Source organism: Pantoea deleyi (assembly GCF_022647325.1).
Taxonomy (GTDB): domain Bacteria; phylum Pseudomonadota; class Gammaproteobacteria; order Enterobacterales; family Enterobacteriaceae; genus Pantoea; species Pantoea deleyi.
Window position 1 is genome coordinate 204,069 of sequence record NZ_CP071405.1, and the last position, 21,756, is coordinate 225,824.

Consider the following 21,756-nt stretch of genomic DNA (forward strand, 5'->3'; position numbering starts at 1 on the left):
AGCGTACCGGCAACGGTGTGCTGCGAAGTATTATGCTCTTTAACAATCCGGAACAAGCTGAAAATTGAAACGACGTAGCGCGTCATCCCTCCGTAATAAGGGGTGGCAGAGCGATACGGTCGGGTCTCTCAATGCTTGCAGTCCGCAGCGTGAAAAACGCCTGTGGGTTGTGAGGTTAAGCGACTAAGCGTACACGGTGGATGCCCAGGCAGTCAGAGGCGATGAAGGACGTGCTAATCTGCGTAAAGCGACGGTAAGGTGATATGAACCGCTACAGCCGTCGATGTCCGAATGGGGAAACCCGGTGCACTCTGTGCATCATTGCAGCATGAATACATAGTGCTGCAAGGCGAACCGGGGGAACTGAAACATCTAAGTACCCCGAGGAAAAGAAATCAACCGAGATTCCCCCAGTAGCGGCGAGCGAACGGGGAGCAGCCCAGAGCCTGAATCAGCCTGTGTGTTAGTGGAAGCGTCTGGAAAGTCGCAGGGTACAGGGTGATACTCCCGTACACAAAAACACACGGTCTGTGAGCTCGATGAGTAAGGCGGGACACGTGGTATCCTGTCTGAATATGGGGGGACCATCCTCCAAGGCTAAATACTCCTGACTGACCGATAGTGAACCAGTACCGTGAGGGAAAGGCGAAAAGAACCCCGGCGAGGGGAGTGAAACAGAACCTGAAACCGTGTACGTACAAGCAGTGGGAGCCTCTTTTATGGGGTGACTGCGTACCTTTTGTATAATGGGTCAGCGACTTATATTCTGTAGCAAGGTTAACCGTATAGGGGAGCCGCAGGGAAACCGAGTCTTAACTGGGCGTTAAGTTGCAGGGTATAGACCCGAAACCCGGTGATCTAGCCATGGGCAGGTTGAAGGTTGGGTAACACTAACTGGAGGACCGAACCGACTAATGTTGAAAAATTAGCGGATGACCTGTGGCTGGGGGTGAAAGGCCAATCAAACCGGGAGATAGCTGGTTCTCCCCGAAAGCTATTTAGGTAGCGCCTCGTGAACTCATCTCCGGGGGTAGAGCACTGTTTCGGCTAGGGGGCCATCCCGGCTTACCAACCCGATGCAAACTGCGAATACCGGAGAATGTTATCACGGGAGACACACGGCGGGTGCTAACGTCCGTCGTGAAGAGGGAAACAACCCAGACCGCCAGCTAAGGTCCCAAAGTCATGGTTAAGTGGGAAACGATGTGGGAAGGCACAGACAGCCAGGATGTTGGCTTAGAAGCAGCCATCATTTAAAGAAAGCGTAATAGCTCACTGGTCGAGTCGGCCTGCGCGGAAGATGTAACGGGGCTAAACCATGCACCGAAGCTGCGGCAGCGGCGCGTATGCGTTGCTGGGTAGGGGAGCGTTCTGTAAGCCGTCGAAGGTGTGCTGTGAGGCATGCTGGAGGTATCAGAAGTGCGAATGCTGACATAAGTAACGATAAAGCGGGTGAAAAGCCCGCTCGCCGGAAGACCAAGGGTTCCTGTTCAACGTTAATCGGAGCAGGGTGAGTCGACCCCTAAGGCGAGGCCGAAAGGCGTAGTCGATGGGAAACAGGTTAATATTCCTGTACTCGGTGTTACTGCGAAGGGGGGACGGAGAAGGCTATATCAGCCGGGCGACGGTTGTCCCGGTTTAAGCGTGTAGGCGGAGGGTCCAGGTAAATCCGGACTCTTTTAACGCTGAGGCGTGACGACGAGGCACTACGGTGCTGAAGTGATAAATGCCCTGCTTCCAGGAAAAGCCTCTAAGCATCAGGTAACACAGAATCGTACCCCAAACCGACACAGGTGGTCAGGTAGAGAATACCAAGGCGCTTGAGAGAACTCGGGTGAAGGAACTAGGCAAAATGGTGCCGTAACTTCGGGAGAAGGCACGCTGGCGCGTAGGTGAAGGGACTTGCTCCCGGAGCTGAAGCCAGTCGAAGATACCAGCTGGCTGCAACTGTTTATTAAAAACACAGCACTGTGCAAACACGAAAGTGGACGTATACGGTGTGACGCCTGCCCGGTGCCGGAAGGTTAATTGATGGGGTTATCCGTAAGGAGAAGCTCTTGATCGAAGCCCCGGTAAACGGCGGCCGTAACTATAACGGTCCTAAGGTAGCGAAATTCCTTGTCGGGTAAGTTCCGACCTGCACGAATGGCGTAATGATGGCCAGGCTGTCTCCACCCGAGACTCAGTGAAATTGAACTCGCTGTGAAGATGCAGTGTACCCGCGGCAAGACGGAAAGACCCCGTGAACCTTTACTACAGCTTGACACTGAACATTGAGCCTTGATGTGTAGGATAGGTGGGAGGCTTTGAAGCGCGGACGCCAGTCTGCGTGGAGCCATCCTTGAAATACCACCCTTTAATGTTTGATGTTCTAACGTGGCCCCGTAATCCGGGGTGCGGACAGTGTCTGGTGGGTAGTTTGACTGGGGCGGTCTCCTCCTAAAGAGTAACGGAGGAGCACGAAGGTCAGCTAATCACGGTCGGACATCGTGAGGTTAGTGCAATGGCATAAGCTGGCTTGACTGCGAGAGTGACGGCTCGAGCAGGTGCGAAAGCAGGTCATAGTGATCCGGTGGTTCTGAATGGAAGGGCCATCGCTCAACGGATAAAAGGTACTCCGGGGATAACAGGCTGATACCGCCCAAGAGTTCATATCGACGGCGGTGTTTGGCACCTCGATGTCGGCTCATCACATCCTGGGGCTGAAGTAGGTCCCAAGGGTACGGCTGTTCGCCGTTTAAAGTGGTACGCGAGCTGGGTTTAGAACGTCGTGAGACAGTTCGGTCCCTATCTGCCGTGGGCGCTGGAGAATTGAGGGGGGTTGCTCCTAGTACGAGAGGACCGGAGTGAACGCACCACTGGTGTTCGGGTTGTCATGCCAATGGCACTGCCCGGTAGCTAAGTGCGGAAAAGATAAGTGCTGAAAGCATCTAAGCACGAAACTTGCCCCGAGATGAGTTCTCCCTGACTCCTTGAGAGTCCTGAAGGGACGTTGAAGACGACGACGTTGATAGGCCGGGTGTGTAAGCGCAGCGATGCGTTGAGCTAACCGGTACTAATGACCCGTGAGGCTTAACCTTACAACGCCAGAGGCGTTTTTGAGAGACAATTTTCAGCCTGAACCGGATAATCTGCGCGGCCCCAGGGCGGCGCGGAAGACAGAATCTGCCTGGCGGCTTTAGCGCGGTGGTCCCACCTGACCCCATGCCGAACTCAGAAGTGAAACGCCGTAGCGCCGATGGTAGTGTGGGGCCTCCCCATGCGAGAGTAGGGAACTGCCAGGCATCAAACACGTTCCTTTTTCCTCTGACAGGGAAAAACAGAAGGAACAGACAGGCATCAGCGAGGCGCTGATGGCTGTGAAAGAACCGGTGGAGCGGTAGTTCAGTTGGTTAGAATACCTGCCTGTCACGCAGGGGGTCGCGGGTTCGAGCCCCGTCCGTTCCGCCACCCTTTTAGGGGCGTAGTTCAATTGGTAGAGCACCGGTCTCCAAAACCGGGTGTTGGGGGTTCGAGTCCCTCCGCCCCTGCCAGAAAACGATCCTTTGCTTCGGCAAAGGATTTTTTTTTGCCTTCAAAAAAGCAAAAAACCAGTTAACGCTAACTGGTCTCTTATTTTTCCCGCCTGTTTTTTCCCCTGATTTCAGCTATTTTGCCTGACCAGAATCGGGAATTTCAGCAGCTGACGGATATGTGCCTGCTGATCGCTGTTCTGCAACCAGACCGCATAGAGGGGACGAACGGCCACCGGTGTATCCGGAATGACCATTAATTCGCTGTAGAGACTCTGCCAGAAGTCGGGCAGAAACGCGCATGCGCCAGTGGTATGCAGCAGTTCACGGGTAACATGTGCAGAGGTTGTCGTCAGGACCGGCACATCGTCAGCGCCGGAAAGATAACTCTGATGCTGATGGAAGTCGGCTCCCCACTCCAGCTTGATGTAGTCGTAGTGTTCGCGCTTCTCGCTCTGACGGGCGCAGAACAGCGCCAGTGAGATATGCCCTATCTGCTGACTGGTTAACTCATCCATCTTAGGCGCTTCGGTCGTGATCAACAGATCCAGCTGGCGCTCATGAAGCTGCTTAACCAGCAGATGCCGTTGCGCTACGCGTGCTTCCAGATGCAGGCTCTCGCGGTTCTCATACAGCGTCTGTAGCCATGGCGTCAGATAAGCCTCCCATAGTGAAGCACTGGCCCCTATGGATAGCTCATGATGCTGCTGGGTGTGTGATACCTCCTTCTTCGCCATCATCCATGTGCTCATCAGGCTCTCAGCGTAAGGGAGTAATCGCTCTCCGGCCGCCGTCAGACGGATGTTGTTGCGATGGCGGGTAAAAAGATTCACACCAAGCTGATTTTCTAACTGACGGATGCGAAAACTGACGGCAGATTGCGTGAGATAAAGTGCTTCTGCAGCACGCCCGAAATGGCGTGTTCTGCTCACTTCCAGGAAAGTTTTCAGTAATTCCGTATCCACAGCCTTCTCCCAAAAAATGTTTGTCGTATAGATTTAAATGTTTTGTTTTACACTCTGTCAAGCCTATCTAATACTCCGCGCCATTAACAGCACGGCATTAGAAAATCAGGAGCGTGTAACATGGCGGAAAGCTTCTCAACAGAGAATCGTTTCTTTGATAACAAACATTACCCGCGTGGTTTCTCACGTCACGGTGACTTTACTATTAAAGAAGCCCAGCTTCTTGAACGCCACGGTTTCGCCTTTAATGAGCTGGATTTATCAAAGCGTGAGCCTGCAACCGAAGAAGAACGTTTGTTCATTGAAGTGTGTCGTGGTGTGCGTGAGCCGCAGACGGAAGCAGAACGTGTCTGGTCCAAATACATGACCCGCATCAAGCGTCCGAAGCGTTTCCATACGCTGTCTGGTGGTAAACCACAGATGGATACCGTTGAAGACTTCAGCGACAGCGACGATTAACAGAAAAAGGGGCGAAAGCCCCTTTTTTTATTGCAGGCTGTTGTGCAGATGAATCATTAACCGATCAATCGTCCGGTAACTGACGGCCTCCTGCAGATGAAGTCGCGTAATCTCCGGCTCTCCGGCCAGATCGGCCACCGTACGCGCCACTTTCAGGATCCGCTGCCAGGCCCGTACCGATAAACCCAGCTTCTCCAGTACGGACTCCAGCCACGCCGCATCCGCTTTCCCAGGCTGACACCAGCGTACGATCTCCGCATTATTCAGATGGGCATTAATCTTTCCGGCGCGAGCCAGCTGCACGTCACGCGCGGCGATAACCCGCTGACGAACCTGCTCAGAGGCTTCGGCAGCAGGGCGTTGTCCACTGAGCATACCTCCAGGCAGCAGCGGTATCTCCAGCGAAAGATCAAAACGATCCAGAAAAGGGCCGGATAGCTTACTGAGGTAACGCAGCACCTGCTGAGGCGAGCAGCGGTTATGCTGCCCCTGATAATGTCCTGTCGGGCTTGGATTCATCGCCGCAATCAGCTGAAAGCGTGCCGGATAGGTGACTTTCGCGCGGGCGCGTGAAATGGCGATGCAGCCCGACTCCAGCGGCTCGCGCAGGGAATCCAGCACCCTGCGGTCAAATTCCGGCAGTTCATCCAGAAACAGTACACCGTTATGGGCCAGCGAGATCTCGCCGGGACGCGGCAGAGATCCGCCACCAATCAGGGCGTAGAGCGAGGCGCTGTGATGAGGCGATCGGAAGGGCCGGGTGCGCCACCGGCGGTGCAGGGCGCTGCTGTTGACCAGACTTGCAATCGCCGCACACTCCAGCGCCTCCTGATCGCTCAGTGCAGGCATGATACCGGGGAGCCGGGTGGCCAGCATGGTCTTACCGGTGCCTGGCGGCCCGATCAGCAGCAGGTTATGCCCGCCCGCCGCCGTAATCTCCAGCGCTCTGCGCCCCTGTTCCTGACCAATCATATCCGCAAGATCGTCAGCTGGCGCGTGCTCCTGATGCGCAGGATAGTGGGCCACAGGCAAAGTGCGCGCATCGCGCAGAAATGCGCATACCTCGCTGAGGTGGGAGGCGACGAGCGACGTGCCCTGACGAATTAACCCCACATCATCCTGATTGTCCGCAGAGAGCACCAGCTGCCGGTCTGCCTGAATCGCTTTCATCGCCGCCGGAATCGCGCCCTGTACCCCGCACAGCGCGCCGTCAAGCGCCAGTTCACCCAGAAACTCATAGTGTGTCAGCTTATCGGCCGGAAGCTGTTCAGAGGCGACCAGAATCGCGATGGCCATAGGCAGGTCATACCGTCCACCCTCTTTAGGCAGATCTGCCGGGGCCAGATTGATGGTGAGGCGCTTTGCCGGGAAGGTGAACCCGCTGTTGATAATGGCGCTGCGCACCCGCTCACGCGCTTCTTTCACGGTAGTTTCGGGCAGCCCAACCAGCGTTAAGGCGGGCAGACCGTTGCTGATATGCGCCTCGATAGTCACCAGCGGGGCTTCCACGCCCAGCGCTGCCCGGGTCAGAACTTTAGACAATGACATAGCCGCTCCTTGTGGCCGTCATTCTGATCACGGCGTCAAAGGAAAGCGAGGGCAGACTTTTCACGTTTCGGGGCACTACACAATCTGTCGGTGCCGTTTTCATGAGATGCTTTCACGCTGTGAAGCTGTACGCAAATCCACCAGAATATTATTACGTCACTAAAGTGATGAATAATTATCATCATGTAATTATTTCTTGTATTACAGATTGATAGGCGCGACTTCGCTGACGCGCGTGAAAAAAAAGCTGCAAAAAAAGTTGTATCATGACCCCTGACTATGATAACTCTGTAGGCATTACTTCGAACACGTAAAAGAATTGAACAACACATGAAAGCCCTTCTACAAGTGATTAGCCTGGTCGTGATTAGCGTGGTGGTGGTTATTAACCTACCGTGCGGGGCAACGCTTGGAGAAAGAAAGGCTTAAAAATCAAGCCTCGAATCCGAAAAAACCCCCGCACCGAAAGGTCCGGGGGTTTTTTTTCGAGCCGAGGAAATATCAGCAAATCCACAAGGAACAAACAATGAACAGTAGCATAAAATTCTGTTGTTCCGGTCAGGACACAGGAGAATAGCGATGACAGGTGCACAGTGGGTAGTTCAGGCTTTACGCGCGCAGGGTGTGAATACCGTATTTGGTTACCCGGGCGGCGCGATCATGCCGGTATACGACGCGCTCTATGATGGCGGCGTGGAACACCTACTGTGTCGTCATGAGCAGGGCGCGGTAATGGCAGCAATCGGTTATGCGCGCTCTACCGGCAAAACCGGTGTCTGCATCGCGACATCCGGCCCTGGCGCGACCAACCTGATCACCGGCCTGGCGGATGCGATGATGGATTCTGTGCCGGTTGTCGCGATAACAGGCCAGGTTAACTCGGCCTTTATCGGCACCGATGCATTCCAGGAGATCGACGTACTGGGCCTTTCGCTGGCCTGCACCAAACACAGTTTCCTGGTGGAGTCGCTGGATGAGCTGCCCGCCATCATGGCCGAGGCGTTTGCACTGGCGCAGTCGGGTCGTCCGGGTCCGGTACTGGTTGATATCCCGAAAGATATTCAGGTGGCGCAGGGCGAACCAGCGCCGCATCTGGTGTCGGTCGAAGAGGACAACAGCCTGCCGCATCAGGCAATCAACGAGGCACGCGCCCTGATGGCGCAGGCCAGAAAACCGATGCTGTATATCGGCGGCGGCGTGGGTCTGGCGCAGGCCGTGCCGGCACTGCGTGCGCTGGCGGAAGAGACCGGTATCCCGGCCGTCGCAACCTTAAAAGGGCTGGGCAGCGTGGATCCTCACAGCGAGGTTTACCTCGGTATGCTGGGGATGCACGGTACCAAAGCCGCTAACTTCGCCGTACAGGCGTGTGACCTGCTGATTGCGGTCGGTGCCCGTTTCGATGACCGCGTGACCGGCAAGCTGGACACCTTTGCCCCACACGCCAGCGTCATTCATCTCGACATCGATCCGGCAGAGTTAAACAAACTGCGTCGCGCGCATGTCTCTCTGCAGGGCGATCTTAACGATCTGCTGCCCGCGCTGAGTCAGCCGCTGCAAATCGACGCCTGGCGTGACGAGGTGAAGGCGATGAAAGCCAGCCACGCCTGGCGCTATGACCATCCGGGCGAGGCGATCTATGCCCCGCTGCTGCTGAAGCAGCTCTCGGATCGTAAATCTGCCGATGCCGTAGTGACCACCGATGTGGGTCAGCACCAGATGTGGACCGCGCAGCACATGGCTTTCAGCGCACCAGAGAACTTCATCACCTCCAGCGGTTTAGGCACCATGGGCTTTGGCTTACCCGCCGCCATCGGCGCTCAGGTAGCCCGCCCGGACGATACCGTCATCTGCGTTTCAGGTGATGGCTCCATCATGATGAACATTCAGGAGCTGGGCACCATCAAGCGTGGCAGGCTGCCCGTGAAGATCCTGCTGCTGGATAACCAGCGTCTGGGCATGGTGCGCCAGTGGCAGCAGCTCTTTTTTGAGGGTCGCTATAGCGAAACCAATCTCTCTGACAATCCCGATTTCCTCACGCTGGCCAGTGCCTTTGACATTCCAGGCCAGCGTATTACCCGTAAAGATCAGGTCGACGCCGCCCTTGATGCTCTGCTGAACAGCGAAGGTCCTTACTTCCTGCATGTTGCAATTGATGAGCATGAAAACGTCTGGCCACTGGTACCGCCGGGTGCCAGCAATGCACACATGATGGAGAAAACCGTATGAACCAGCATCAATTGTCTATCGAAGCCCGATTCCGTCCTGAAATATTGGAGCGCATTCTGCGTGTCGTGCGTCACCGCGGTTTTCAGGTCTGTTCCATGAACATGGCCTCCGTCGCCAACGCAGAAAATATTAATATTGAAATGACCGTTGCCAGCCAGCGCTCCGTCGATTTACTGTCTTCGCAGTTAAGCAAACTGATCGACGTCGCATGCGTTCAGATTCAACAACAGACAACACAACAAATCCGCGCGTAGCCGCGAGAGGGAATAACAATGAGCACGAAGAAAGCAGACTTTATTTGGTTCAATGGCGAGATGGTTAAGTGGGAAGAGGCGAAGGTCAGCGTCATGTCCCACGCGTTGCACTACGGTACGTCGGTATTTGAAGGTGTGCGCTGCTACGACTCTCACAAAGGACCAGTTGTGTTCCGTCATCGCGAACACATGCAACGTCTGCACGACTCCGCCAAAATCTACCGTTTCCCGATTAAAAGCAGCGTTGATGAGCTGATGGAAGCGTGCCGCGAAGTCATCCGCGTTAACAAACTGAAAAGTGCTTATATCCGTCCGCTGGCCTTTGTCGGCGATGTGGGCCTGGGCGTGAACCCGCCAGACGGTTTCACCACCGATGTGATTATCGCCGCATTCCCGTGGGGGGCTTACCTCGGCGCTGAAGCGCTGGAAAACGGTATTGATGCGATGGTCTCCTCATGGAACCGCGTGGCGCCGAACACCCTGCCGACCGCCGCGAAAGCGGGCGGGAACTACCTTTCCTCACTGCTGGTGGGCAGCGAAGCCCGTCGTCACGGCTATCAGGAAGGGATCGCGCTGGATACCAACGGCCTGATTTCGGAAGGCGCAGGCGAAAACCTGTTTGAAGTGAAAGATGGCGTGCTCTTTACCCCGCCATTTACCTCTTCGGCACTGCCGGGCATCACCCGCGATGCCATCATCACGCTGGCGCGTGATATGGGTATCGAAGTGCGCGAACAGACCCTGTCGCGTGAGTCGCTCTACCTGGCTGACGAAGTCTTCATGTCCGGTACTGCGGCAGAAATCACCCCTGTGCGCAGCGTGGACCGCATCCAGGTCGGCGAAGGCAAGTGCGGCCCGGTCACCAAACGCATTCAGCAGGCATTCTTTGGCCTGTTCACCGGCGAGACCGAAGACAAATGGGGCTGGCTGGACCCGGTTAACGCATAACCAGACCTTGCGCGGATGTCGCTGGATGTCCGCGAACTTATTTTCACTGGAGTAAAGAGCATGCCTAAGTACCGTTCCGCTACCACCACCCACGGCCGCAACATGGCGGGTGCCCGTGCCCTCTGGCGCGCAACAGGAATGACCGACGACGATTTCGGTAAACCGATTATCGCCGTCGTAAACTCCTTCACCCAGTTTGTGCCGGGCCACGTCCATCTGCGCGATCTGGGTAAGCTGGTTGCCGAGCAGATTGAAGCGGCAGGTGGCGTAGCCAAAGAGTTCAACACGATCGCGGTGGATGACGGTATTGCCATGGGTCATGGCGGCATGCTCTATTCCCTGCCTTCGCGTGAGCTGATCGCCGACTCCGTCGAGTATATGGTCAACGCACACTGTGCCGACGCCATGGTCTGCATCTCGAACTGCGACAAAATCACGCCAGGGATGCTGATGGCATCACTGCGCCTGAACATCCCGGTGATCTTCGTCTCCGGTGGCCCGATGGAGGCCGGTAAAACCAAACTGTCCGATCAGATCATCAAACTGGATCTGGTGGATGCGATGATTCAGGGGGCGAACCCCAACGTCAGCGATGCTGATAGCGAGCAGATCGAACGCTCTGCCTGTCCGACCTGCGGCTCCTGCTCCGGTATGTTCACCGCTAACTCCATGAACTGCCTGACCGAAGCCCTTGGCCTGTCGCAGCCGGGCAACGGCTCACTGCTGGCCACGCACGCCGACCGTAAAGCGCTGTTCATCAATGCCGGTAAGCGCATCGTCAGCCTGACCAAACGTTACTATGAGCAGGATGACGCAAACGTCCTGCCGCGCAATATCGCCAGTAAGGCGGCCTTTGAGAACGCGATGACGCTGGATATCGCGATGGGCGGCTCCACCAATACCGTACTGCACCTGCTGGCGGCGGCGCAGGAGGGCGATATCGACTTCAACATCTCCGACATCGACCGTCTGTCACGCAAAGTGCCTCAGCTCTGTAAAGTGGCGCCCAGCACCCCGAAATATCATATGGAAGATGTGCACCGTGCGGGTGGCGTCTACGCGATTCTCGGCGAGCTGGATCGCGCAGGTCTGTTCGACAGCAGCGCCCGCAACATCCTGCAGCAGACCATGCGTGAAACGCTGGATCAGTACGACATCATGCTGACCCAGGATCAGGCGGTAAAAGATATGTTCCGCGCGGGCCCTGCCGGTATCCGTACCACTCAGGCGTTCTCGCAGAGCTGCCGCTGGGACACGCTGGATGACGATCGTGCTGAAGGCTGTATCCGCACCCGCGAAAACGCTTACTCGCAGGATGGCGGTCTGGCCGTGCTCTACGGCAACATTGCGGAAGATGGCTGTATCGTTAAAACCGCAGGCGTAGACAAAGAGATCCTCACCTTCACCGGCCCGGCCAAAGTGTATGAAAGCCAGGATGACGCGGTAGAGGCGATTCTGGGTGGTAAAGTCGTGGCGGGTGACGTGGTCGTTATCCGCTACGAAGGGCCAAAAGGGGGTCCGGGTATGCAGGAGATGCTCTATCCGACCACCTACCTGAAATCGATGGGCCTGGGCAAAAGCTGCGCCCTGATCACCGACGGTCGCTTCTCTGGCGGCACATCGGGCCTCTCAATCGGTCACGCCTCGCCGGAAGCGGCCAACGGCGGCACCATTGCGCTGGTCAAGGATGGCGACACCATCGAGATCGATATCCCTAATCGCGGCATCAAACTCGCCGTGCCGGACAACGAACTGCACGCCCGCCGTGAAGAGCAGCAGGCACGTGGCGATGCGGCCTATACACCGGCCAATCGTCAGCGTGAAGTCTCCTTTGCGCTGCGTGCTTACGCATCCCTCGCGACCAGCGCCGACAAAGGTGCGGTCCGCGATAAGAGCAAGCTGGGAGGCTAACCGTGGCCGAGTCTCAACCGCTACCCGACGCGCCTGGCGGCGCGGAGTATTTGCGCGCAGTGCTGCGTTCACCGGTGTATGAAGTAGCACAGGTGACGCCGCTGCAGGTTATGGAAAAAATCTCATCGCGTCTCGGCAACACCATTCTGGTGAAGCGCGAAGATCGCCAGCCGGTGCACAGCTTCAAGCTGCGCGGGGCGTACGCGATGATTGCCGGCCTCAACGAAGAGCAGAAAGCGCGCGGCGTGGTCACGGCGTCAGCCGGAAATCACGCGCAGGGCGTGGCGCTCTCGGCGACGAAGCTGGGCATCAAGTCACTGATCGTGATGCCGCTGGCAACAGCAGACATCAAGGTCGATGCGGTGCGCGCATTTGGCGGTGAGGCTTTCCTGTTCGGGGCCAACTTTGACGAGGCGAAAGCCAAAGCGATTGAACTCTCTGAGCAGCGCGGCTACACCTTCGTGCCGCCGTTTGACCATCCGGCCGTGATTGCCGGACAGGGCACGCTGGGCATGGAGCTGCTGCAGCAGGATGCGCACCTCGACCGGGTCTTTGTTCCGGTAGGCGGCGGCGGTCTGGCAGCAGGCGTTGCGGTGCTGATCAAGCAGCTGATGCCGCAAATCAAAGTGATCGCGGTGGAGTCAGAGGACTCCGCCTGCCTGAAAGCGGCGCTGGAGGTGGGGCATCCCGTCGATCTGGCGCGTGTCGGGCTGTTTGCTGAAGGCGTTGCGGTTAAACGGATTGGCAGCGAAACCTTCCGGCTCTGTCAGGCCTACATCGACGAGGTCATCACGGTCGACAGCGATGCGATCTGTGCGGCCATGAAAGATCTGTTTGAAGATGTCCGTGCCGTGGCGGAGCCGTCGGGTGCGCTGGCGCTGGCGGGCATGAAAAAGTATATCCAGCAGCATGAGATCAAGGGCGAGCGGCTGGCGCATGTGCTGTCCGGGGCTAACGTCAATTTCCACGGCCTGCGCTACGTCTCTGAGCGCTGCGAGCTGGGTGAACAGCGTGAAGCGCTGCTGGCCGTCACCATCCCGGAACAGCAGGGCAGCTTCCTGCGCTTCTGCCAGACGCTGGGTGGACGATCCATCACCGAGTTCAACTATCGCTACGCCGATGCGGACAAAGCCTGCATCTTTGTGGGCGTGAGGCTGACCCGCGGTATGGAAGAGCGCAGCGAGATCATCGGCGAGCTGACCCGGGGTGGCTATCAGGTGGTCGATCTCTCCGATGATGAGATGGCGAAACTGCATGTGCGCTACATGGTCGGCGGCCGTCCGACCAAGCCGCTGCGTGAACGGCTCTTCAGTTTTGAGTTCCCGGAGGCGCCGGGGGCGTTGCTGAAGTTCCTGCAGACGCTCGGCACCCACTGGAATATCTCGCTGTTCCACTACCGCAGTCACGGCACCGATTATGGTCGCGTGCTGGCCGCGTTTGAACTCGGCAGCGATGAGCCGCGGTTTGAAGAGCATCTCACCGATCTGGGTTACGACTTTCACGACGAAAGCCAGAACCCGGCGTTTCGCTTCTTCCTGTCAGGCAGCTGATTACAGCTGGCTCCAGAACGCACTGATAAGCGGCTCACCGAGCCGCTTTTTTTGTACGCAGATGCCAAGCTCAAACGGCGCGACCGACTCCACATTCTCCAGCATCAGCACGCGGTTACGCACCGGCTCCGGACTGTTTTCCAGCACCACATCTGGCAGTAACGCAATGCCGCAGCCCAGCGCCACCATCGAGACAATCGCCTCATGCCCCGACACCGTGGCGTAGATTAACGGATTCGGGATGCGATGACGGCGGAACCAGAGATCGATGCGCCGCCGTGCCGGGCCCTGCACGGGCAGGATAAAGGGGATTTTTGACCAGTCGGGCTGCGGCTGCGTGGCCTGAGTGCGCACGGCGCAGGGCAGAGCGGGCGCGATCAGCACCAGCGGAATCAGCCCCAGCGGCATAAAATCGATGCTGGCGGGCAGGGTTTCAGGGCGACCGGCAATCGCTAAATCCGCATCGCCGGAGTGCACTTTTTCCACCGCATCTGCGGCATCGCCGGTATCCAGTTTGATCTCGACCTGCGGATGTTCCGCGCGAAAGCGGTCGAGGATAGGCGGCAGATGGCTGTAGGCCGCCGTCACCGAGCAGAACAGGCGCAGCTCGCCGCTGAGCGACGGGCCATTCAGATCCATCACATGGCGCAGCTGCTGATACTGCAACAGCGTCTGCTGGGCAAACTGCCGCAGGCGTTCGCCTGCCTCGGTCAGCGTCACGGTGCGGTTATCGCGCAGGAACAGCGCGTGGCCGACATCCTCCTCCAGCCGCTGAATCTGGCGCGACAGCGTGGAGGGGCTGACATGCATCGCCCGCGCGCTGCGCCCGAAGTGGCAGCTTTCTGCCAGATGAAGAAACAGTTTCAGATCCCGTAAATCCATGCGCGCGTCGCCTCTGAGTGGTGTTGCATTTATTGCAATGTGACGTTGTTAATATATCAATTTAAGCAACAGAATTCCTGTCATATGATGGGGTCATTCGCGGCGTTGCATGACACGCCGTTACTGAACAAAAAAAGCAAACACAACCTTACCGGAGTTCCCATGGCTAACTATTTCAACACATTGAATCTGCGCAACCAGTTAGCGCAATTAGGTAAATGCCGCTTCATGGCACGCGACGAGTTTGCGGACGGTGCCAGTTTCCTGAAAGGCAAAAAAGTCGTTATCGTTGGCTGTGGCGCACAGGGCCTGAACCAGGGTCTGAACATGCGCGATTCCGGTCTGGATGTTGCCTATGCACTCCGTGCTGAAGCGATTGCGGAAAAACGCCCTTCATGGCGCAAAGCGACCGATAACGGTTTCAACGTGGGCACCTACGAAGATCTGATCCCGCAGGCGGACCTGGTAGTCAATCTGACGCCGGACAAGCAGCACTCCGCTGTGGTGCAGGCTGTTCAGCCGCTGATGAAAGAGGGCGCTGCGCTGGGCTACTCACACGGCTTCAACATTGTCGAAGTCGGCGAGAGCATCCGTAAAGATATCACCGTCGTTATGGTGGCACCGAAGTGCCCGGGTACCGAAGTTCGTGAAGAGTACAAGCGTGGCTTCGGCGTGCCGACCCTGATCGCGGTTCACCCGGAAAACGATCCAAAAGGCGAAGGCATGGCGATTGCCAAGGCCTGGGCCGCGGCGACCGGTGGCGACCGTGCGGGCGTCCTGGAATCTTCGTTTGTTGCCGAAGTGAAATCTGACCTGATGGGCGAGCAGACTATCCTGTGCGGCATGTTACAGGCCGGTTCACTGCTCTGCTTCGACAAGCTGGTGGCTGAAGGTACCGACCCGGCGTACGCAGAGAAGCTGATCCAGTTCGGCTGGGAAACCATCACCGAGTCGCTGAAGTTTGGTGGCATCACCCTGATGATGGATCGCCTCTCTAACCCGGCGAAACTGCGTGCCTATGCGCTGTCAGAGCAGCTGAAAACCATTATGGCGCCGCTGTTCCAGAAGCACATGGATGACATCATCTCCGGCGAATTCTCCTCCGGCATGATGGCAGACTGGGCTAACGATGATAAAAAACTGCTGACCTGGCGTGAAGAGACCGGCCAGACCGCATTCGAAACGGCCTCTCAGTACGAAGGCAAAATCGAAGAGCAGGAGTACTACGACAAAGGTGTCGTGATGGTGGCGATGGTTAAAGCGGGTGTTGAGCTGGCGTTTGAAACCATGGTTGATGCAGGCATCATCGAGGAGTCGGCTTATTACGAATCCCTGCATGAGCTGCCGCTGATCGCGAACACCATCGCCCGTAAGCGTCTGTATGAGATGAACGTGGTGATCTCCGACACCGCTGAATATGGTAACTATCTGTTCTCCTTCGCGGCGGTGCCGCTGCTGAAAGAGTTCATGACCACCCTGCAGCCGGGCGATCTGGGCAAAGCGGTTGAAGGCACGCAGGTTGATAACGCGCAGCTGCGTGACGTCAACGAAGCCGTTCGTCAGCATCCGATTGAAACCGTGGGCCGTAAGCTGCGTGGCTACATGACCGACATGAAGCGTATCGCTGTCGCAGGCTAATCACCGGCTACACCGTTTTCAGCAAAAGAGACCCCGGCTTGCCGGGGTTTTTTATGTGTAAAAAGTGCCTGATGGCTGTCTGACCCTGCCTGCCTGGGGAACAGGGTCAGATCAAAGACGCTTAAGCCACTCCCTGGCCGCCCGGCCCGCGCGATGACGCACCTTATCCCTGAGGTGCGCCCGTAAACGGGCCAGCGCTTTGTGTTTTTGTCCCAGGCGCGTCACGCTTTCCTTCTCTGCCCGTGTTGCCCGTGCCCTCCGGCTTCTGTATTGCTGGAAGACCCACCCGCCGCCGGGGTTAACATTCAGACGCGATTCAGTTTATCCGGACAGACAACGACGCCACTTCAGGTGCCGTTCGCCTGATCGCCGGGCGATGTTCAGAGCCGATGCGGGTTCTGTTCTCTCCGGTCTGCCGTTTTCATCTGATACCCCTGACGCTGCGCGAAACCCATAAAAAAAACCCGGCGGCTGCCGGGTTTCGCTGACCATCATCCTGCGGGATTACACGTCATACAGCGTCTGATGACGCGTCTCTTTACAGGCGAGCAGCGCAATCAGCGTCAGCACCGCCATCGACGCCAGATAGAATCCCACCGCCTGCAGGCCATAGTGCGCATTCAGCCAGGTCGCGATATAGGGCGCTACCGAGGCACCCAGAATCGAGGAGAGGTTATAGGAGAACGAGGCACCGGTGTAACGGACTTCCGTCGGGAACAGCTCCGGCAGCAGCGCGCCCATCGGGCCAAACGTCAGGCCCATAATGCTCAGGCCCAGCAGCAGAAACACCATTACCAGCGCCTGTGAACCGGAACCGAGCATCGCCGGGAACAGGAACGAAAACGCGATGATCATCAGCGTAATGGTGATCATGGTCTTGCGGCGACCAAAACGGTCCGCCAGCAGGCCGGCAATCGGCACCATCACCCCAAAGCCAATCACCGCCAGCATCAGCATCCACAGCATACTGTTACGGGGAATACCCAGACCGGCAGGCGCAGGCGTGGTTCCGTAGCTCATCGAATAGACGGTCATGATGTAAAACAGCGTGTAGGTCGCCAGCATAATAAAGGTGCCGAGAATGGTGGCGGTCAGATGCTGGCTCAGCAGCGCGGCAATCGGCACCCGGACCTGCTTCTTCTCTTTCTGCACTTTGGCGAATACCGGGCTCTCATGCAGCGATACACGTACATAGAGGCCAATCAGCACCAGCACGGCGGAGAGGATAAAGGGCACGCGCCAGCCCCACTGCATAAACTGCTCGTCGGTCAGCAGCCAGGAGAGCAGCAGAAACGTCCCGTTTGCGAAGAAAAAGCCAATCGGCGCACCGAGCTGAGGGAAGGAGCCATACAGCGCACGCTTCTTCGCTGGCGCATTCTCCGTCGCCAGCAGCGCCGCACCACCCCATTCACCGCCCAGGCCCAGGCCCTGACCGAAACGCGCCAGCGCCAGCAGCAGCGGTGCCATCACGCCGATGGTTTCATAGCCCGGCAGCAGGCCAATCACCACGGTAGAGATCCCCATGGTCAGCAGCGAGGCTACCAGCGTAGCCTTGCGCCCTACGCGGTCACCGAAGTGTCCGAACACCGCCGAGCCAATCGGACGCGCCACAAAGGCGATGGCGAACGTGGCCAGCGACTGGAGCGTGGCGACGGTGGCATCCCCCTGTGGGAAGAAAATATGCGGGAAAACAATGACCGCAGCCGTGGCGTAAATGTAAAAGTCGAAGAATTCGATGGCCGTTCCGACCAGCGACGCAATCACCACTTTACTGCGTGAGTTAACGGGTGTGGGGTCCTGCTGTTTGTCGAGTGTGTCTGTGAGGGAGGCTTGCATAACTGTTTCTTATTTGTAAATACAGACAAAGAATCTTACGCATCTGCCAGGGTGCATTCAATGATGAAAACCCGCGCCACGTCTGGCTTCAGCGGGCAAAAAGAGGATAATTTCTGTGGTGCGACGAATGCCGGGCGATACCGGGGTAAACCGGATGATATCTGGCGGGATACTCTGAGAAAGGGCTAAATAAAAGTGACCCCTCAGCTATTCATCCTGTTATCTGTTTAAAAAGTAGCTGAGGGGGGAGATTTTCCGCTGTTGTTAACCGATTACGATGCTTTCTGTTTTGCGCTGCCCGCCTGAGGCATCTGCGGATCGTCTTTATATTTAGCCGTGGCGATCCAGGCGGCACAGAAGAGCGTCAGACGGGCGAAGAAGTAGAAAAACGCCATCAGGCCCAGCACCGAACCAAAGGCCGCGCCTGAAGGCGAGGTCGCCAGCTTCGGCAGCGTCAGCGTCATCACAAACTTAATCACCTCGAAGCCGATGGCTGCCAGCAGGGTGCCGCGAAACAGCGCCTTCTTGCGCGGCTTATGGCGCGGCAGTATCCAGAAAATCCAGAGGAACAGAAGATAGTTAGCCATAACGGAAATCGAGGTGGCGATAATCGTCAGGGCAGGTCGCAGCCAGTCGATGCCATCCAGCCCCAGCGCACTCACGATGGTCGCCTGTGCAGAGCCGGCCACCGAAGTCAGCGACAGCGTAATCACCAGCGCCAGCATCAGGCCGGTCAGCGACAGGAAATCGCGGATATAGCGCTTCCAGATCTTCTCTTTGTCATCCGGCTGCCGCTCCCAGACGTCGCGCGACTGCGCGCGAATCGCTTCACGCAGGTTCCCCATCCAGTTAAGACCGGAGTAGAGCGCCAGCAGCAGACCGGTAATCCCCACCGTGGCGCGCTGCTGGATCGCGGTGTTCACCGTATTCTTCAGCGTGGTGGCCAGCGTCGGGTCGCTGATGCTGCTGACGATTTTGTTGATGATATCGGTCAGCAGATCCTGATTCGATGCCAGCACAAAACCCACGGCTGCGAACGACACCATCAGAATGGGGATCAGCGATAAAAAAGAGAAATAGGTAATGGCCGCGCCAAACTGGCTGCCGAGCCGGTCGTTAAACCGGTCGAGAGCACGGATAAAGTGCGCCACGGCCGGAATAGACTGAAACCAGCTGGCGAAGCGCGACACGCGAACGATCGATTTATCCACGGTGTGATTACCGGTTTTAATATCGATAAGCGGCTTTTCCGGCGACGTTTCCTGTGGGTTTTCCTGCTTGTCTGTCATAGACCTTCACTGTCCTGTTTATCATTAAAATCAAAGTATAGCCGCTCAGGTGACGTACTCCTGTAACACCTGACTCAGCCACTCCATAAAAACCCGTACCCGACGCGCCACATTGCGCCGGTGCGGATAGAGCAGATGGATCGGCATCGGCCTGGCGGGGAAGCGATGCAGCACCTCCACCAGCTCACCGCGCTCCAGCAAGGGCTGAATCCCGGCGGCGGGCACCTGAATAATCCCCAGGCCGGCCAGGCAGGCGGCGCGATAGGTCTCCGTACTGTTCACGGTCACCACGCCACCGGTGTGAACATAGTGGCACTGGCGGCCATCAAAATACTCAAAACCGGGCGAGGCCTGGCCGAGCTGCTGACTGTAGTGCACCATCGCATGCTGCGACAGCTCCTCCAGCCGGGTCGGCATGCCGAAACGCGAAAGGTAGCCAGGGCTGGCGCAGTTGATCAAGGTATGGGTTCCAATTTTTCGTGCAATCAGCCCCGAATCTTTGAGTTCGCCGACCCGAATCACGCAGTCAAAGCCTTCCCGGATCACATCCACCTGACGGTCGCTGCTGCTCAGCTCAATCTCAATGCCGGGGTAGTGCTGCAAAAACGCTGGCAGCCGCGGCAGGATAAAACCGGTCGCCATCGCCACCGACATATCCACCCGAAGCTTGCCGCTGAGCGAGGCGGGTTCATGCTGGAACAGGCTGTCCATATCATCAATCATCGACAGCAGATCGAGGCAGCGATCGTAATAGACCAGTCCATCCTGCGTGAGTTGCACCCGGCGCGTGGTGCGATGCAGCAAACGTGTTGCCATTTGGTTCTCCAGCGCCTGGATCTGACGTGACACGCTGCCTTTGGGGATGCCTAAACTTTCCGCTGCATGGGTAAAACTGCCCATTTCGGCCACCCGCACAAACACCTGCATTGCGTGAATTTTGTCCATGTTGTTCACCGATTGTTGTTTTTATTGAAACAGTGATGCGCGCTTAACCCTGTTTATAGATCAGTTGCCGACGAATATCCTTAAACCCTGTTCAATTTTTCAACAGGTGTGAGAGATGAATCAAAAAGTGGCGTTAATTACCGGTGCAAACCGTGGCTTAGGGCGGAATGGTGCATTAAAACTGGCCGCCAGAGGCACCGATATTATTCTGACCTACCGCAGTCATGCTGAGGAAGCGCAGGCGGTGGTGAAGGAAATCGAGGCGCTGGGCAGGCGCGCCGTCGCACTGGCGCTGGATGTCGGTGACAGCAGCCAGTTTGATCGTTTTACCGGTGAGGTGAAAACGGCGCTGCAACAGCAGTGGCAGCGCGATACCTTTGACTATTTAGTGAACAACGCCGGGCACGGCCACTATAAGCCTTTTGCCGAGACCACCGAGGCGGAATTTGATGCGCTGATGAATGTCCATTTCAGGGGGCCTTACTTCCTGACGCAGAAACTCCTGCCGCTGATCGCTGACGGAGGACGCATCCTGAATATCTCCAGCGGGCTGACCCGGCTGGTCTATCCTGGCTCTGCAACCTATGCGTCGATGAAAGGGGCAATGGAGGTGCTGACGCGCTATCAGGCCAAAGAGCTGGGCGAACGGCGCATCCGGGTCAATATCCTGGCGCCGGGGGCGATCGAGACCGATTTCGGCGGTGGCCGGGTGCGCGACACCCGCGAGATAAACGACCAGATCGCCGGGCTGACGGCGCTGGGCCGCGTCGGCCTGCCGGATGATATAGGCGACGCCATCAGCGCAATCCTCAGTGACGAAACCGGCTGGATCACCGCGCAGCGTATCGAAGCGTCAGGCGGGCAGGGGATTTAACGGCGGGCGGCGCCCGCAGACTCCTCTGCGGGCGCCGCTCCTGCAGGTCTACAGGGTGATCGTGCCGTCGATAACGGTCAGGGTATGGCCACCGATCCAGATCGTCTCCCCGGCAAAGGTCACGCTCACCCGACCGGCACGCTGCAGCGCCGTGCCCTGACGAACGCGGTAGGGCGTCGTCTGGCCCGTCATCGCCAGGTAGCGTGCCAGACAGGCGTTGGCGCTGCCGGTGACCGGATCTTCGATCAGGCTGCCATGCTCGACCAGCAGCCCCCGCACTTCATACTGCTCAGGCTCACCCTCGGGCAAACGACCAAAGGGCATCACGCCCGAGACGCCCGCCTGCAGGATCAGCTGCTGAAGATCGCTGACGACGGGCTGCAGCGCCAGCACGGACCCGGCGCTGACCATCGGCACCAGCAGCCAGCGAATCCCCATATCCACCACGGTCGGGCTTTGCGTCAGATCGAACGCATCACTGTTTAACGCCCTGCCCAGCAGCGCATCCTGCCAGGGCATCAGGGTCGCCGCCGGGGCCGCAAACGCCAGTTCGCCCGCCGCGTGACGCTTCACGGCGACGTTGCCGACACCGCACTCCTGCACGATGATGCCCGGCGTCCGGGTCGGCCAGCCTGCCTCCAGCAGGGCGTGTGCGGTGCCCAGCGTCGGATGGCCGGCAAAGGGCAGTTCGCCTTCCACGGTGAAAATACGCACCCGGTAGTCCGCCTCTTCGTTCTGCGGCGGCAGAACAAAGGTGGTTTCCGACAGATTTGTCCAGCGGGCAATCGCGGCCATCTGGCTGTCGCTTAACCCCTGCGCATCCATAATCACCGCCAGCGGATTGCCGTTGAAGGCAGATGAGGTAAACACATCGACTTGCTTAAACGCGACCTGCATGGTGACTCCTTGCTCTGGGTTC

The 21,756-nt window shown here is 57.5% G+C and carries 16 protein-coding genes, 2 tRNA genes and 2 rRNA genes; 13 read left to right on the plus strand and 7 right to left on the minus strand.

What is annotated here, in order from left to right; translation table 11 throughout:
* The first annotated feature begins 173 nt into the window (after nucleotides 1-173).
* From J1C59_RS00945 to J1C59_RS00960, 4 genes are all read left to right on the plus strand, one after another.
* Nucleotides 174-3,080 (plus strand): 23S ribosomal RNA (locus tag J1C59_RS00945).
* Nucleotides 3,081-3,168: 88 nt separating this feature from the next.
* A 5S ribosomal RNA gene (gene rrf / locus J1C59_RS00950) occupies nucleotides 3,169-3,284 on the plus strand.
* A gap of 89 nt (nucleotides 3,285-3,373) precedes the next feature.
* Nucleotides 3,374-3,450, plus strand: a tRNA-Asp gene (locus tag J1C59_RS00955).
* 7 nt (nucleotides 3,451-3,457) lie between these two features.
* Nucleotides 3,458-3,533: transfer RNA gene (locus J1C59_RS00960), tRNA-Trp, on the plus strand.
* Between the two features lie 110 nt (nucleotides 3,534-3,643).
* On the opposite strand, the gene hdfR is transcribed toward J1C59_RS00960, so the two are convergent.
* On the minus strand, nucleotides 3,644-4,477 hold the full coding sequence (gene hdfR, locus J1C59_RS00965; RefSeq protein WP_111141092.1) for an HTH-type transcriptional regulator HdfR: 834 nt from the start codon (nucleotides 4,475-4,477) through the stop codon (nucleotides 3,644-3,646).
* Between the two features lie 120 nt (nucleotides 4,478-4,597).
* On the opposite strand from hdfR, the gene J1C59_RS00970 reads away from it, so the two are divergent.
* Complete coding sequence (locus J1C59_RS00970) at nucleotides 4,598-4,936, plus strand: MaoP family protein (protein ID WP_098052058.1); 339 nt, start codon at nucleotides 4,598-4,600, stop codon at nucleotides 4,934-4,936.
* A 27-nt stretch (nucleotides 4,937-4,963) separates the two neighbouring features.
* On the opposite strand, the gene J1C59_RS00975 is transcribed toward J1C59_RS00970, so the two are convergent.
* Nucleotides 4,964-6,484 (minus strand): YifB family Mg chelatase-like AAA ATPase, encoded by a 1,521-nt coding sequence (locus J1C59_RS00975; protein ID WP_128085209.1) that lies wholly within the window; start codon nucleotides 6,482-6,484, stop codon nucleotides 4,964-4,966.
* Between the two features lie 330 nt (nucleotides 6,485-6,814).
* On the opposite strand from J1C59_RS00975, the gene ilvL reads away from it, so the two are divergent.
* The 6 genes from ilvL to ilvA all read left to right on the plus strand — a co-directional run bounded on the left by ilvL (nucleotide 6,815) and on the right by ilvA (nucleotide 13,373).
* Nucleotides 6,815-6,913, plus strand: coding sequence for an ilv operon leader peptide (gene ilvL / locus J1C59_RS00980; RefSeq protein ID WP_072101316.1), 99 nt, complete (start codon nucleotides 6,815-6,817; stop codon nucleotides 6,911-6,913).
* A 150-nt stretch (nucleotides 6,914-7,063) separates the two neighbouring features.
* Nucleotides 7,064-8,710 (plus strand): acetolactate synthase 2 catalytic subunit, encoded by a 1,647-nt coding sequence (ilvG, locus tag J1C59_RS00985; RefSeq protein ID WP_128085210.1) that lies wholly within the window; start codon nucleotides 7,064-7,066, stop codon nucleotides 8,708-8,710.
* Nucleotides 8,707-8,964, plus strand: coding sequence for an acetolactate synthase 2 small subunit (ilvM, locus tag J1C59_RS00990; protein WP_008926359.1), 258 nt, complete (start codon nucleotides 8,707-8,709; stop codon nucleotides 8,962-8,964). The genes ilvG and ilvM overlap by 4 nt, the downstream gene beginning before the upstream one ends.
* Before the next feature lie 18 nt (nucleotides 8,965-8,982).
* On the plus strand, nucleotides 8,983-9,912 hold the full coding sequence (locus J1C59_RS00995; protein WP_111141100.1) for a branched-chain amino acid transaminase: 930 nt from the start codon (nucleotides 8,983-8,985) through the stop codon (nucleotides 9,910-9,912).
* Between the two features lie 60 nt (nucleotides 9,913-9,972).
* Entirely contained in the window at nucleotides 9,973-11,823 is a 1,851-nt protein-coding gene (gene ilvD / locus J1C59_RS01000; protein WP_128085211.1) for a dihydroxy-acid dehydratase, read from the plus strand.
* Nucleotides 11,824-11,825: 2 nt separating this feature from the next.
* Nucleotides 11,826-13,373, plus strand: a complete 1,548-nt coding sequence (gene ilvA / locus J1C59_RS01005; RefSeq protein ID WP_140917409.1) for a threonine ammonia-lyase, biosynthetic — start codon at nucleotides 11,826-11,828, stop codon at nucleotides 13,371-13,373.
* On the opposite strand, the gene ilvY is transcribed toward ilvA, so the two are convergent.
* Nucleotides 13,374-14,255 carry an HTH-type transcriptional activator IlvY gene (ilvY, locus tag J1C59_RS01010; RefSeq protein WP_111141105.1) on the minus strand — a complete coding sequence of 294 codons (882 nt, stop codon included), beginning with the start codon at nucleotides 14,253-14,255 and terminating at the stop codon, nucleotides 13,374-13,376.
* Nucleotides 14,256-14,417: 162 nt separating this feature from the next.
* Between ilvY and ilvC the strand changes: the two genes are divergently transcribed.
* Nucleotides 14,418-15,893 carry a ketol-acid reductoisomerase gene (gene ilvC / locus J1C59_RS01015; RefSeq protein WP_128085212.1) on the plus strand — a complete coding sequence of 492 codons (1,476 nt, stop codon included), beginning with the start codon at nucleotides 14,418-14,420 and terminating at the stop codon, nucleotides 15,891-15,893.
* 504 nt (nucleotides 15,894-16,397) lie between these two features.
* Here the strand turns inward: ilvC and J1C59_RS01020 are convergent.
* From J1C59_RS01020 to J1C59_RS01030, 3 genes are all read right to left on the minus strand, one after another.
* A complete protein-coding gene (locus tag J1C59_RS01020; protein WP_128085213.1) occupies nucleotides 16,398-17,729 on the minus strand; it encodes an MFS transporter in 1,332 nt (443 codons plus the stop codon).
* 272 nt (nucleotides 17,730-18,001) lie between these two features.
* Nucleotides 18,002-19,018 (minus strand): inner membrane protein YhjD, encoded by a 1,017-nt coding sequence (gene yhjD, locus J1C59_RS01025; protein WP_128085214.1) that lies wholly within the window; start codon nucleotides 19,016-19,018, stop codon nucleotides 18,002-18,004.
* A 45-nt stretch (nucleotides 19,019-19,063) separates the two neighbouring features.
* A complete protein-coding gene (locus J1C59_RS01030) occupies nucleotides 19,064-19,963 on the minus strand; it encodes a LysR family transcriptional regulator (RefSeq protein ID WP_128085215.1) in 900 nt (299 codons plus the stop codon).
* Between the two features lie 115 nt (nucleotides 19,964-20,078).
* On the opposite strand from J1C59_RS01030, the gene J1C59_RS01035 reads away from it, so the two are divergent.
* Nucleotides 20,079-20,837: an SDR family NAD(P)-dependent oxidoreductase gene (locus tag J1C59_RS01035; protein WP_128085216.1), complete on the plus strand. Its 759-nt coding sequence runs from the start codon at nucleotides 20,079-20,081 to the stop codon at nucleotides 20,835-20,837.
* A gap of 48 nt (nucleotides 20,838-20,885) precedes the next feature.
* Here the strand turns inward: J1C59_RS01035 and J1C59_RS01040 are convergent, their stop codons facing one another.
* A complete protein-coding gene (locus J1C59_RS01040) occupies nucleotides 20,886-21,734 on the minus strand; it encodes a PhzF family phenazine biosynthesis protein (RefSeq protein WP_128085217.1) in 849 nt (282 codons plus the stop codon).
* Nucleotides 21,735-21,756: the final 22 nt, after the last annotated feature.

Coding starts and splice junctions, on each gene's coding strand:
- J1C59_RS00975 (WP_128085209.1), bottom strand. CDS start 6,484: ATGTCATTGTCTAAAGTTCTGACCCGGGCAGCGCTGGGCGTGGAAGCC.
- ilvM (WP_008926359.1), top strand. CDS start 8,707: ATGAACCAGCATCAATTGTCTATCGAAGCCCGATTCCGTCCTGAAATA.
- J1C59_RS01035 (WP_128085216.1), top strand. CDS start 20,079: ATGAATCAAAAAGTGGCGTTAATTACCGGTGCAAACCGTGGCTTAGGG.
- ilvL (WP_072101316.1), top strand. CDS start 6,815: ATGAAAGCCCTTCTACAAGTGATTAGCCTGGTCGTGATTAGCGTGGTG.
- J1C59_RS00970 (WP_098052058.1), top strand. CDS start 4,598: ATGGCGGAAAGCTTCTCAACAGAGAATCGTTTCTTTGATAACAAACAT.
- ilvC (WP_128085212.1), top strand. CDS start 14,418: ATGGCTAACTATTTCAACACATTGAATCTGCGCAACCAGTTAGCGCAA.
- J1C59_RS01030 (WP_128085215.1), bottom strand. CDS start 19,963: ATGGACAAAATTCACGCAATGCAGGTGTTTGTGCGGGTGGCCGAAATG.
- yhjD (WP_128085214.1), bottom strand. CDS start 19,018: ATGACAGACAAGCAGGAAAACCCACAGGAAACGTCGCCGGAAAAGCCG.
- ilvY (WP_111141105.1), bottom strand. CDS start 14,255: ATGGATTTACGGGATCTGAAACTGTTTCTTCATCTGGCAGAAAGCTGC.
- J1C59_RS01020 (WP_128085213.1), bottom strand. CDS start 17,729: ATGCAAGCCTCCCTCACAGACACACTCGACAAACAGCAGGACCCCACA.
- J1C59_RS00995 (WP_111141100.1), top strand. CDS start 8,983: ATGAGCACGAAGAAAGCAGACTTTATTTGGTTCAATGGCGAGATGGTT.
- J1C59_RS01040 (WP_128085217.1), bottom strand. CDS start 21,734: ATGCAGGTCGCGTTTAAGCAAGTCGATGTGTTTACCTCATCTGCCTTC.
- ilvD (WP_128085211.1), top strand. CDS start 9,973: ATGCCTAAGTACCGTTCCGCTACCACCACCCACGGCCGCAACATGGCG.
- ilvG (WP_128085210.1), top strand. CDS start 7,064: ATGACAGGTGCACAGTGGGTAGTTCAGGCTTTACGCGCGCAGGGTGTG.